The 11,963-nt window shown below is 75.1% G+C and carries 10 protein-coding genes; 2 read left to right on the forward strand and 8 right to left on the reverse strand.

All coding sequences use genetic code 11. The features are described 5' to 3' along the window. Nucleotides 1–2: 2 nt before the first annotated feature. From HIR71_RS09825 to HIR71_RS09850, 6 genes are all read right to left on the reverse strand, one after another. Nucleotides 3–911: an ABC transporter ATP-binding protein gene (locus HIR71_RS09825; protein WP_169324887.1), complete on the reverse strand. Its 909-nt coding sequence runs from the start codon at nt 909–911 to the stop codon at nt 3–5. After that, complete coding sequence (locus tag HIR71_RS09830; protein WP_311836205.1) at nt 904–1,722, reverse strand: ABC transporter ATP-binding protein; 819 nt, start codon at nt 1,720–1,722, stop codon at nt 904–906. The genes HIR71_RS09825 and HIR71_RS09830 overlap by 8 nt, the downstream gene beginning before the upstream one ends. After that, nucleotides 1,712–2,569 carry an ABC transporter permease gene (locus HIR71_RS09835; protein ID WP_169324889.1) on the reverse strand — a complete coding sequence of 286 codons (858 nt, stop codon included), beginning with the start codon at nt 2,567–2,569 and terminating at the stop codon, nt 1,712–1,714. Before HIR71_RS09835 ends, HIR71_RS09830 begins: the two co-directional genes overlap by 11 nt. After that, a complete protein-coding gene (locus HIR71_RS09840; protein ID WP_311836206.1) occupies nt 2,566–3,672 on the reverse strand; it encodes an ABC transporter permease in 1,107 nt (368 codons plus the stop codon). The genes HIR71_RS09835 and HIR71_RS09840 overlap by 4 nt, the downstream gene beginning before the upstream one ends. Next, nucleotides 3,669–5,321: an ABC transporter substrate-binding protein gene (locus tag HIR71_RS09845; protein ID WP_169324890.1), complete on the reverse strand. Its 1,653-nt coding sequence runs from the start codon at nt 5,319–5,321 to the stop codon at nt 3,669–3,671. Before HIR71_RS09845 ends, HIR71_RS09840 begins: the two co-directional genes overlap by 4 nt. A 608-nt stretch (nt 5,322–5,929) precedes the next feature. Beyond that, nucleotides 5,930–6,649, reverse strand: coding sequence for a metal-dependent transcriptional regulator (locus HIR71_RS09850; protein WP_169324891.1), 720 nt, complete (start codon nt 6,647–6,649; stop codon nt 5,930–5,932). Nucleotides 6,650–6,740: 91 nt separating this feature from the next. On the opposite strand from HIR71_RS09850, the gene serC reads away from it, so the two are divergent. Together serC and HIR71_RS09860 are read left to right on the forward strand one after the other, a co-directional pair. Continuing rightward, nucleotides 6,741–7,874, forward strand: coding sequence for a phosphoserine transaminase (gene serC, locus HIR71_RS09855; protein WP_311836207.1), 1,134 nt, complete (start codon nt 6,741–6,743; stop codon nt 7,872–7,874). Between the two features lie 63 nt (nt 7,875–7,937). Continuing rightward, a complete protein-coding gene (locus tag HIR71_RS09860; protein WP_311836208.1) occupies nt 7,938–9,233 on the forward strand; it encodes an MFS transporter in 1,296 nt (431 codons plus the stop codon). Between the two features lie 68 nt (nt 9,234–9,301). On the opposite strand, the gene HIR71_RS09865 is transcribed toward HIR71_RS09860, so the two are convergent. Beyond that, a complete protein-coding gene (locus tag HIR71_RS09865; protein ID WP_169324892.1) occupies nt 9,302–9,877 on the reverse strand; it encodes a hypothetical protein in 576 nt (191 codons plus the stop codon). Nucleotides 9,878–10,043: 166 nt separating this feature from the next. After that, on the reverse strand, nt 10,044–11,894 hold the full coding sequence (locus HIR71_RS17475) for a DUF4012 domain-containing protein (protein ID WP_169324893.1): 1,851 nt from the start codon (nt 11,892–11,894) through the stop codon (nt 10,044–10,046). Nucleotides 11,895–11,963: the final 69 nt, after the last annotated feature.

Genomic DNA, 11,963 nt, shown 5'->3' on the forward strand with positions numbered 1-11,963 from the left:
GCTCACGCGTGCGCGAGCTGGTCGGCCTCGAGCTCGGCGCGCAGCCGGTTGCGCAGCTCGACGCTCGCGCCGCGGCCCGCGAGGGTCCCGTTCGAGGCGAGGAGCATGCGCGTGTACGGGTGCTGCGGGGAGGCGAGGACCTCGGCAGTCGTCCCGTGCTCGACGACGCGCCCGCGGTGCAGGACCAGCACGCGGTCGCTGATGGCGGCGACCGACCCGAGGTCGTGCGAGATGACCAGCAGGCCGAGGCCGTCGCGCCCGAGCCGGTCGAGCAGCTGGAGCACGTGGTGGCGGTGCGCGGCGTCGAGCGCGCTCACGGGCTCGTCGCACAGCAGCAGTCGCGGGCGGACCGCGAGGGCCCGGGCGATCGCGACCCGCTGGCGCTGACCGCCCGACAGCTGGCCTGGATGCCGGTCCGCCAGCTCCGGGTCGAGGCCGACGTCCGCGAGGGTCTCGGCCACGCGCGCGCTGATCTCGCCCGCGCGGAGACCGCCCTGCACCTCGAGCCCCTCGGCGACCGACCGGCCCACCGTGCGGTCCGGGTGGAGGCTGCGCAGCGGGTCCTGGAAGACGTACTGCAGGTGACCCTCGCGCCGGAACCGTCGCAGGGCGCGGGGGCGCAGCGTCGAGGGCTCGACGCCGTCGACGGTCACCCGGCCCGCCGCCGGTCGGACGAGACCGAGCGCGGCGCGCGCGAGCGTCGTCTTGCCCGACCCGGTCTCGCCGATGAGCCCGACGACCTCGCCCGCGTGCACGGTCAGGTCGACGCCGCGCAGCACGGGGCGTCCACCGAGGTCCACGCGCAGCTGCTCGGCGACGAGGAGCGGGACGCCGGTCGGGGCCGCACCGGCCCGGGGCACGCCGGGCGACGCCGCACCGGGTCGCGGTGCGGCCGGCTGGGAGTCACGCATGGGTACCGTCCCGGTCGAGGTAGCGGTCGAGCGCGTAGGCCTCGTGGTGCTCCACGAGGAGGCGGGTGTAGGGGTGCTGCGGGTCGTCCAGGACGCGCCGGGTCGGTCCGGCCTCGACGACCTCGCCGTCGCGGAGCACCAGCAGCTGCTCGGTGCTCCGGGCGACGACCGTGAGGTCGTGCGAGACGACCACGAGCGCGAGGTCCCGCTCCGCCCGGATCGCGTCGAGCAGGTCGAGCACCTCGGCCTGCACGGTGACGTCGAGCGCGGTGGTGACCTCGTCCGCGACGAGGAGCTCGGGCTCGAGACTGATGGCGACGGCGATCAGGACGCGCTGGAGCATGCCGCCCGACAGCTCGTGCGGGTGCTGCCGCGCCACCAGCGCCGGGCGGTGCAGGCCCAGGCGCTCGAGCAGCTCGACCGCCCTGTCCCGCGCCTCGCGCCGGCGCAGACCGCCGCGCACCCGGAGCACCTCCGCGAGCTGACGACCCACCGGCACGGACGGGTTGAGGTACGAGCCCGGGTCCTGGAACACGGCAGCGATGCGCGCGCCGCGCACGTCCTGCCACTGTCGCGGCGTGAGCCGGGCGAGGTCCGCGCCGTCGAACCGCACGCTGCCGCCCGCCACCGAGACGCCGGGCGGCAGCAGCCCGAGCAGCGACCGGCACGTGAGCGTCTTTCCTGAGCCGGACTCGCCGACGATGCCGAGCGACCCGCCGCGCGGGACGGTGAAGGACACGCCGCGCACCACCTCGCGGCCGTCGGGTGCGGTGAGGCGGAGGTCGGTGACCTCCAGCAGGTCAGCGCGCACGGGACACCTCCCGCCGCACGGCGTGCGCCGCACGCCCGCTGTCACCGCCGGCGTCGCGGACGGCGTCGGCCAGCGCGTTGAGCGCCCCGACCGTGACCATGATCATGAGCGACGGCGCCAGCGGGCCGTCGAGGCGGTAGGTGAGGTACAGCAGGTCGCTCGCGAGCATGCCGCCCCAGGTGGGGGCGGGCGGTTCGACGCCGATCCCCAGGAAGGTCAGCGACGAGACCACGAGCAGGCCGGTCGCGAGGAGGTTCGCGGTCGTCACGACGACCGTCGGCAGCACGGCGGGCCAGACGTGCGTCGCCAGCACGCGCCAGCGCGGGACCCCGAGGAGGTGGGCGGCCTCGACGTGCTGCGCGCCGTGCTTGCTGAGCGCGGCGGCGCGCACCACGCGGAAGTAGACCGGCGCCACGAGCACGCCGACGGCGATCATCGCCTGGAAGAGCCCGTTCCCGAACAGCCCCGCGACCGCGATCGCGAAGATGATGAACGGCAGCGCCATGAGCGTGTCGGCGAACCGGAGCGAGAGCCAGGCCGGCACACGACCGACGAACACGCTGAGCATGCCCGGGACGACGCCGACGGCGGCGCCGATCGCGACCGCGACGACCGCCGCGAGCACCGACACCCGGGCGCCTGCGAGCAGCCGCGAGAGCACGTCCCGACCCAGGTAGTCGGTGCCGAGCCAGTGGGCCGCCGAAGGTCCCTGGAGGCGCACCGTCGTGTCCTGCGCGAGCGGGTCGTACGGCGCCAGGGCGGCGCCGACCACGGCGAGGACCAGGACGAGCGCGAGCACGACGGCGGCCGCGGCGCCGGTCCGGCTGCTCAGTGCCCGGCGGATCATGCCGCACGCACCGAGGCGGGCAGCAGGCGCGCCTGGACGACGTCGACGACGAGCGACGACGCGAGCACGACGACGACCGCGACCAGGAGGGTGCCCTGGACGACCGGGACGTCGCCCCGCATCGCCGCGTCGCGCGCCAGCTGACCGAGGCCGGGCATCTGGAACACCGCCTCCGTGATCACCGCCCCGCCGACGAGCCGCGGCACGTGCAGCCCGACGACGGCGACGGCGGGCGCCACGCCGTTGCGCAGGACGTGGCCGAGCACGACCCGCCGTCCGGACAGGCCCCGCACCCGCGCGCCGACGACGTAGTTCTCGCCGAGCGCGGAGACCAGGCCCGTCCGCAGCTGGCGGGCGACGTCGGCCGCCGTGTCGAGGCTCAGGGCGACGGCGGGCAGCACGAGCGAGGTGAGCCAGGCCGTGACGCTCACGGAGGGCGGCACGTACCCGCCCGCGGGGAGGACGGGCACCAGGACCGCGAACACGATGATGAGCCCGATCCCCGCGACGAACGCGGGCACCGTCGTCAGCGCGGCCGAGACCGCGGTCACGGCGCGGTCGAGCAGGCGGCCGCGGTGCAGCGCTGCGGCGATCCCCGCGGCCCCGCCGAAGAGCACGGCGAGCACGAGCGCGAAGCCCGCGACCGACAGGCTCACCGGCAGTCGCTGGGCGATCGACTCGGTGACCGGGATCTGCGTGAACCAGGACGCGCCGAGGTCCCCGCGCGCCGCGGCGCCGACCCACGACACGTACTGCTGCCACACGGGCCGGTCGAGGCCGAGCTCGCGCTCCATGCGCGCGACGTCCTCCGGGCCCGCGACGTCCCCGACCACCGCGGCCGCCGGGTCCTGCCCGCCGAACGCTCCCAGCGCGAACGTGATGCCGCTCGCGAGGAGCAGCACGGGGACCGCCGTCGTGACGCCCCGGCCGAGCGTGGCGCCCACGGCGCGCAGCGCGGCGTGCCGGGGCAGGTCGAGCCGCTCGTCGAGCGGTGCGGCGACGACCGCTCCGGCGCCCGGGGCTGCCGCACCCGAGGGCCCCGGCACGGACGCGCGGCCCGGGGCCGCGTGCTCGCGGCGCGCCGTCGCCACGGTCCCGGTCACGACGCCTCCACCCAGACGCCCTCGAACCGGACCGTCCCGATCTGGTGGCGGAAGTCGCGGACCCGGTCGTCGTGGACGAAGATCCGCGGCCACGTGAACAGGAAGGTGTTCGGCATCTGCGTCACGGCCGTCGAGACCGCCTCCTGGAGCAGCCCGGGGTAGGCGGGGTCGTCCAGCGGGACCGCGCGGACCGCGTCGATCGCGGGCTGGAGGTCGGGCGGGCTCGTGCGGCCGAGGTTCATCAGGCCCTCCGGGCCGAAGAGCACCTCGAGCGCCTGCACCGGGGACTCGCGCCCGGAGAAGCTGTCGAGGTAGAAGGGGTACTCGCGCGTGACGTAGTTGCTCGTGCCGGGCGTCGCCATCTGGATGGTGACCGTGATCCCCACCTCGGCGAGCTGCGACTGGATCTGCTCGGCCAGCGCCTGGTCGACGGCCGTGCCGATCGTCAGGGTGAGGTCGAGCCCCTTCGCGTGACCCGCCTCGGCGAGCAGCGCGCGGGCGGCGTCCTGGTCGAACTCGTAGAGCTCGTCGAGGTCGTCGTCGTACGCGACGTAGCCGTCCGGGAACGGCTGCCAGTTCGGCGAGCCGCGGCCGAAGAACGACACGTCCACCAGCGCCTGCCGGTCGAGGGCGTGGCTGATCGCCTGGAGGACGCGCGGGTCGTCGTACGGCGCCACGGTCGCGTCGACGTCGATGACCCGCACGGTGAAGGCCGTGATCTCCTCGACCGTGAGACCCGCCTGCTCGGCCGCGGCGACCTGCGCGGGCGGGACGACGGCGAGCCCGTACTGCCCGGACCGGATGCCGGCGACGGCGACGGTCGGGTCGGGCGTGGGCCGCAGGTCGACGCCGCCGAGCAGGATCGCGTCGGCGTTCCAGTACTCCTCGTTCTTCACGACGGCGGCGTGGGAGTCCGGCACGTACTCGGTGAGGGTGAACGGGCCGGACCCGACGGGGGCGGTCGCGATCGCGTCGACGTCGGCACCGAACGCCGCCGGGCTCACCTGCATGCCGTTCTTGCCGGCGAGCAGCAGGGGGATCTGGAAGTCGGGCTGGTCGAGGTGCAGCGTGACGTCGGTCGGGCTGTCGACCGTGACGTCCGTGATCACGGAGAGCTGTGCGGCGATCGTCGAGTTGGGCTGGTCCCGGCCACGCAGCAGGTTCGCCTTCACCGCCTCGGCGTCGAGCGGGGTGCCGTCGGTGAACGTGAGGCCGTCACGCAGGTGGAAGGTCACCTGGTCGCCGGTCTCGTTGTACGTCCACGACTCCGCGAGCCCGGGCCGGGCGTCGCCGTCGTCCTCCTGCTGGACGAGCGCGTCGTAGACGAGCGCGAGCGCGTGCACGTCCTGGCCCGCGGTGGAGGTGACCGGGTCCCAGGACGTGGGCAGGTACCAGCCCCACGTCAGCGTGTTCCCCGGGGAGACGTCCGCCGTGGCGCCGTCCGTGGTGGTCGACCGCCCGGCCGTCGGTGAGCAGCCGGCGAGCAGGGCAGCGACGAGGGCGACGGGCACGAACGACGCCAGCCGGGGCCGGCGCACGGGCCGGCTCGGTGGGCCGGTCGGCGGGCCGGTCGGCGGGCGGGTCAGGGACCTGGTGAGCGGCCCGGTCAGGGACCGGACCAGACGTCGGGGGGCGTTCCGTGACTGCATGGTGGGTCCTGGTTCTTCGCGAGGGTGGATGGTGCGGCGACGCCTCGGACCTGCCGGACCGGACCCGGGCCCCGGCAGGTCCGGGTCGCGGGAACGTGGGCAGCGGAGGGCGCAGCGCCGGCGCAGACGGGGCGCGCAGACGAGGCGCGCAGCGAGGGGCAGCGAGGGGCAGCGAGGGGCACGGTGGTGTGCGTGCGTGGTGCACCCGAGGGCGCACGAGAGGTGCTGTCGGGGAGCGCGCCGCGTCGGGCGGCCGGCGACGGGCCGACGAGGGCCGACGACGCGGCGACGTCTCAGGGTGCCGGGACCGGCCCGGCGTCGCTCAGCTCAGGCGCGACAGCACCCGCGGTACGCGGCACGCTCCGGCGCGCCTGTCGAGCCGCAACACATTCGACACGACCGGTGGGCAGCAGCGGCTCGAGGCTGCGTGCAGGTGGCGGTGGCCACCTCGGTGTTCCGTGTCATGAGACGCAGCCTCTCAACACGTGGACGTCGTTGTCCAATGACGATCCTCGGAGCATCCACGACCGATCGTGATGGGTCGTGACGACGCGCCGAGAGACGGGAGCGGACGAGGACGGACGGACGGACGGACGGACGGACGGATGTTACGGAGCGACCGGGTCCGCCACCGTCGCCGCGACGAAGATGTGGCGCGAGACCTCGATCGGCAGGTCGAGCACCGTCTCCGCGCCCGGCGCACTCACGGTCAGCACCCCGGCCCCGCGCTCCACGGTGATCTCGCCGCCGGGGACCACGCCCGCGTTCGCGAGCCGCGCCAGCAGCTCCGTGTCGGTCTGGAGCGGCTCGCCGAGCCGGGCGACGACGACGCGCCCCGGCTGCCCGTCCGCCGGCACCGCCTGCGTGAGGGCGACGACGCCGTCGAGGAAGTGCTCGGGCGCCCGCACGTCGCCGAGCTCGTCGAGACCGGGGATCGGGTTGCCGTACGGCGAGTGGTGCGGGTGGTCGAGCAGCGTCAGGAGCCGCTTCTCGACGCGGTCGCTCATGACGTGCTCCCAGCGGCAGGCCTCCTCGTGCACGAACTCCCAGTCGAGCCCGATCACGTCGGTCAGCAGCCGCTCCGCGAGCCGGTGCTTGCGCATGACGCGCACCGCCTTGAGGTGGCCCGCCTCCGTGAGCTCGAGGTGCCGGTCCCCGCTGACGACCAGGAGCCCGTCGCGCTCCATGCGGGCGACGGTCTGCGACACCGTCGGGCCCGAGTGCCCCAGACGCTCCGCGATGCGCGCCCGGAGCGGCACGATGCCCTCCTCCGCCAGCTCGTAGATGGTCCGGAGATACATCTCGGTGGTGTCGATCAGGTCGCTCACGTCTCAGGCCTCCCGTAGTCCTCGCGCTCGTGACAGGTTACGTGGTGGCCGCGGGCACCGGGGCCGGGCTGAGCGCCATTAGGCTCTGCCCGTGCCGCAGCGTCCTGCCCTGACGATCCCCCCGGAGCTCCTGCCGCGTGACGGGCGCTTCGGCTCAGGCCCCAGCAAGGTGCGCCCCGAGCAGGTCGAGGCCCTCGCCGAGGTCGGCCGCACGCTGCTCGGCACCTCGCACCGGCAGGCGCCCGTCCGTGGCCTGGTCGGACGCATCCGCGCGGGCCTGACTGAGCTCTTCGGCCTCCCGGACGGCTACGAGGTGGTGCTGGGCAACGGCGGCTCCACCGCGTTCTGGGACGTCGCGACCCTCTGCCTCGTCCGCGAGCGCGCGCAGCACGCGGCCTTCGGCGAGTTCGGCGCCAAGTTCGCGACCGCCACGTCGCGCGCGCCGTTCCTCGCGCCGTCGACCGTCCGCCAGGCGGCGCCCGGCACGATCGCCCTGCCCGAGCTCGAGGACGGCGTCGACGTCTACGCCTGGCCGCACAACGAGACGTCGACCGGCGCGATGGCACCGGTCCGCCGGGTCGCGGGCTCGCGCGAGCAGGGTGCGCTCACCCTGGTCGACGGGACATCGGCGGCGGGTGGGCTCGCGGTCGACGTCGCCCAGACGGACGCCTACTACTTCGCGCCGCAGAAGGGCTTCGCGTCCGACGGCGGCCTGTGGCTGGCCCTGCTGTCGCCCGCGGCGGTCGAGCGCGCGGCGGAGATCGAGGCCGGCGGGCGCTGGGTGCCCGAGTTCCTCTCGCTCACCACGGCCGTGACGAACGCGCGTCAGGACCAGACGCTCAACACGCCCGCGCTGGCCACGCTCGTGCTCCTGGCCGAGCAGCTCACGTGGATCCTCGACAACGGCGGGCTGGCGTGGACGGCGGCGCGGACCGCGTCGTCGGCCCGGCACCTCTACGGGTGGGCCGAGACGCGCGACTGGGCGACCCCGTTCGTCGCGGACCCGGCCGAGCGCTCGACGGTGGTCGGCACGATCGACCTCGACCCCGCGATCGACGCGACGCAGGTGACGGCCGCGTTGCGCGCGAACGGTGTCGTCGACCTCGAGCCGTACCGCAAGCTCGGCCGCAACCAGCTGCGCATCGCGATGTTCCCCGCGGTCGACCCGGCCGACGTCGAGGCGCTCACCGCCTGCGTCGACCACGTGGTCGAGCGGCTGGCCTGACCGGTCAGTCGACGAACCGTGCCCTCCGAGCCTGTGCCTTCCGAGCCCGCGCCCTCCCAGCCCGTGCCCACCGAACCGCTCCCCGCGGCGGCCGCGCCCGTCCAGCCCATCCGGCTGCAACGGGACCGGGTCACGGTCGCGATCTACGCCCACTTCGTGGGCTGGGCCTGGCTGATCTACGGCTTCTCGCCTGCGGTGCCGCTGCTCGCCGCCGAGCTCGGCATCACGAAGGCGCAGGCCGGCCTGCACGGCACCGCGATGGCGCTCGGCACGTTCTCGACCGCGTTCCTGAGCCCCGGGCTGGCCAACCGGTTCGGGCGTCGCCGGACGATGCTGCTGGGCAGCCTGGTCATCACGGTCGGGGTCGGGACTCTCGTCACGGGCGACTCGCTCGCGCTCACGCTCCCGGGTGCGTTCGTCACCTCGCTCGGCGGATCGCTGTGGATCTCGGCCGCGCAGCCGGCGCTCGCGGTCCACCACCACGAGGCGAGCGCCGCTGCGGTCAGCGAGGCGAACGGCGTCGGTGCGCTGTTCGGCCTGCTGTCCCCGCTCGCCGTGGGCGGCGCCGTCGCGATCGGCTGGGGGTGGCGGCCGGCGGTCGCGGTGACGATCGTGCTCGCGGCCGTCGCGGCCGTGCTGCTCGCGCGCCTGCCGAGCCGCGGCGCCCTGGGTCGCCCCGAGGCCCCGGTGCCTGCCGTGGACGCGCTCCCCGCCGCGCCCGCCCGCTCCGCAACGTCCGCGCGCTCCGCCGTGCCCGCCCGCTCCGCCGTGCCCGCCCGGCCTGCTCCCGGCCGGTTCCCCCGGCTGCTGTGGCACTTCTGGCTCGGGCTCGTCGCCGTCGTCGCGATCGAGAACGCGACCACCTTCTGGGCCGCCGACCTCATCGTCACCCGCACCGGCGCCGGCCCGGGCGCCGCCACCGGCGCGGTGGCAGGACTGATCGCGGGGATGTGCGTCTCACGGTTCGTCGCGGGGCCGCTGTCCCTGCGCCGCGCGCCGGAGAAGCTGCTCCTGGTCGCGTTCGCGATCGCGGCCCTGGGCTGGCTCGTCCTGTGGACGACGACGTCCGCGGCCGTCGCGGTCGTCGGTCTCGTGGTCATGGGCCTGGGCTACGGCGCGCAGTACCCGTTGTCGGTGTCGCTCGTGCTGCGCGCCTCTGCGGGCCGCCCCGACGGCGCTCAGGCCCTCGCGACCATGGGCACCGGTGCGGCGATCGCCGTCGCACCGTTCGCGCTCGGCGCGGCGGCGGACCAGGTCGGCTCGCACACCGCCTTCGTGCTCGTGCCGCTGCTCATCGGGTGCGGTGCGGCGGCCGTGCTGGCGGGCCTGCGTCTCGCGCACCGGCAGACGAGGAGCTGAGCTCGGGGTCCGCCGTGCCGGGGCCCCGGCACGGCGGACGTCGGGGCCCCAGCCACGGCGACCGGAGGTCAGTGCGTGTGGCGCTGGCGCAGCGACCGCCCGACCAGGACTCCCGCACCCACCACGAGCAGAGCGGCACCGGCCGCCACCAGCGAGACGGCGTCGAAGCCGGTGGCCGCGAGCACCTGCGAGGACCGCACCGGCGCCGCGTTCCCGGCGCTGAGGACCTCGCTCATGGGGACGACGCAGGTCGCGGCGACGGCGGCGGCATCCACGCGCACGGTGGCCTCCCCGCCGGCGACGAACCGGACGTCGACCGCACCCCTGGGGACGGTCGCGGGCCAGGCGACGCTTCCCGTGAGCGGCAGGCCGGCGCTGAGCACCTCACCTCCCGGCGCCTGCCAACGCAGGTCGACGGTGGTCGCCGACGTCCCGGAAGGGACCACGCGGTACCTCAGCTCCAGCACGCCCGCGGGGCAGGCCGGCACGGCCTCTTCCACCGACACCGCGCACACACCGCCGGCGGCGTAGTTGTTGTCCTGCCGGTCGCAGGTGCCGACCTGGGCCGAGGCCGGCAGACCGGCCGCGAGGACCGAGAGGAGCCCGAACAGCACCACCGCCAGAGATCGCGCCAGGGGTCGCATCAGGAGCTCCTTCGATCAGCGGCAAAAAGGACATATCGTGATCAGGGTACGCATTCCGCGCGGGACCGGTGCAGCCCGATCGGGTGAACCTCGCCGACCGTCAGGACCTGGGCACGCGCACGTCGTCGGCGCCGGGCCGCGCAGGCTGCGCCGGCAGCGCCGGCGGTCAGGGACAGACGGCCGTCAGGATCCCCGGGCTGGTCAGGGTCGGCGTGAGCCAGACGGGCAGCTCGTCGGCCGGGCGCTCCGTGCGGACCTCGAACCGGTAGGTCGCGCGCTGCCCCGGCGCCAGCCAGGACGTCAGCACCTGGACGTCACGTCCCCGCTCGACCGCCCGGAGCCCACCGATCCCGACGTCCCCCGACATGACGGGGCCCAGCGAGCCCGCGACCGGTGCGTACACCGTGAGGTTGGTCGCCACCCACCCGGTGGGCAGCGCCGAACCGCTCCATCCCGTCACGTACCTCGGGTAGTCCGCGATGTCGGCGGGGGGCGCATACGAGAGGTCGACCCGGACGACCGACGTCGTGGAACCCGCATCGCACCGCACGTCCTCGATCGCGACGTCCGTGCGCAGGAAGTAGTCGAGCTTCCCCGCGGCGCCGTCGTTCAGGAAGACGCCGGCGGCGGCGTCCGCACCGCCCGACAGGAACGCACCGCCGACGGTGGTGGCCGCCAGGACCGCCTGCTCGTCCGGACGCGCCGACCACACGCGGACACGGTGCTCGCCGCTCGCGCGGCCGAGCTGCTCCACGACGCGTCGGGCGTCGCCCTGGCCGGAGCCGACCGCCCGGAAGATCGTCGTGGCGACCCCGGTGTAGAAGGCGTCCGCCTCGAGCGGGTCCTGCAGCCGCAGGTAGCTCTGGTGCAGGAGCTCCTCGACGAGGTTCCCCGCATCCAACCGCAGCCCGCCGGGCTCGACCACCGCACCGGTCGCCTCGAGGACGTACGCGACCGCGACGGGGTCGAGGGCGATCACGCCGTCCACGTCACCACCGATCGTCGTGCGCCAGTGCTCCCGGACCAGCTCGGCCGTCCGCGGGAAGTCCGGCGTGAGCGTGGTGTTCTGCAGCCAGCGCCCCAGGCGGTCGCTGTGCACCTGCAGCTCGTCGGCGGTCAGGGGCAGGACCGGCGCGTCGAGGGCGGGGAACTCCACGGTCGTGCGCTGCTCGACGAGGTCGAGCACGCCGTTCTCCGCGCGCAGGACCGCCACCGCGCCGACGATCCCGCCGGCCGCACGCAGCTCGGCGCTGTTGAGGGAGAGCAGCAGGTACGTGCGCGGCTCGTCGGCGCCCAGCATCGGCGGCAGCAGCGCCGAGAACCGGGCCGCGCCGTCGAGCAGCTCGGACACCTCCGCGAGCCCGCCCTGCACCTGCTCGACGGGCCCGGCCAGCCGGTCCAGCAGCGGGCGCGTGTCTATCGCCGCGACGGACCGCTCCGCCGCCGCGACGGTATCGGCGGCGCGAGCCAGGCCGGGAGCCGCGGCGGCGATCGGGCCGACGTCGATCCTGCCGTCGGTCCCGCGCAGGCCCTGCGCCTCCCCGATGGCGTCGATATCCCGCAGCGTCGGCATCGCCAGGCGCGCGACGTCGTCGAGGGCTGCCGAGACCGTCGCCACGGCGGCCAGGTTGGGTCCGATGCCGGGCAACCGCGAGGCAGCAGCCCAGACCGGGTCCGACGTCGCACGGCGCGCTCGCGCCGTGTCCGCCTCGAGCTCCGGGAGCCGCGCCACGACGGTCTCGCTCCGCACGTCGGACAGGCCGTCACGGATCTCGCGGACGACCCCCTCCGCGTGCATGAGCGAGGTGGCCGCCTGCACGCCACGGAAGACGAGCCACCCGGTCGCCACGACGAGCAGCACCCCGACCACGAGCAGCGTCCGCCGAACCAGCCGCCAGGCCCGCTGCGGTCGGCGCGTCGGCGTCGGGGCGTCGGTGCCGAGCGAGCGCTCCGCCGGGTCGTCCGGGGCGGCGTCGGGCATCGCGTCCGCACCCGCGGAACCGGTCGGCCTGCTCACGGGTCGATCGTGACATACCGGGCACCGCCCGACGGCCGCCAGGGAGCGGGTTCACCCCATCGCCGCGGG

It is taken from the genome of Cellulomonas fimi, assembly GCF_012952065.1.
Lineage (GTDB): Bacteria > Actinomycetota > Actinomycetes > Actinomycetales > Cellulomonadaceae > Pengzhenrongella > Pengzhenrongella fimi_A.

Bases quoted from the DNA above. Each gene is read 5' to 3' on its own strand.
- HIR71_RS09835 (WP_169324889.1), bottom strand. From the start codon at position 2,569: ATGATCCGCCGGGCACTGAGCAGCCGGACCGGCGCCGCGGCCGCCGTC.
- HIR71_RS09825 (WP_169324887.1), bottom strand. From the start codon at position 911: ATGCGTGACTCCCAGCCGGCCGCACCGCGACCCGGTGCGGCGTCGCCC.
- HIR71_RS09845 (WP_169324890.1), bottom strand. From the start codon at position 5,321: ATGCAGTCACGGAACGCCCCCCGACGTCTGGTCCGGTCCCTGACCGGG.
- HIR71_RS09865 (WP_169324892.1), bottom strand. From the start codon at position 9,877: ATGCGACCCCTGGCGCGATCTCTGGCGGTGGTGCTGTTCGGGCTCCTC.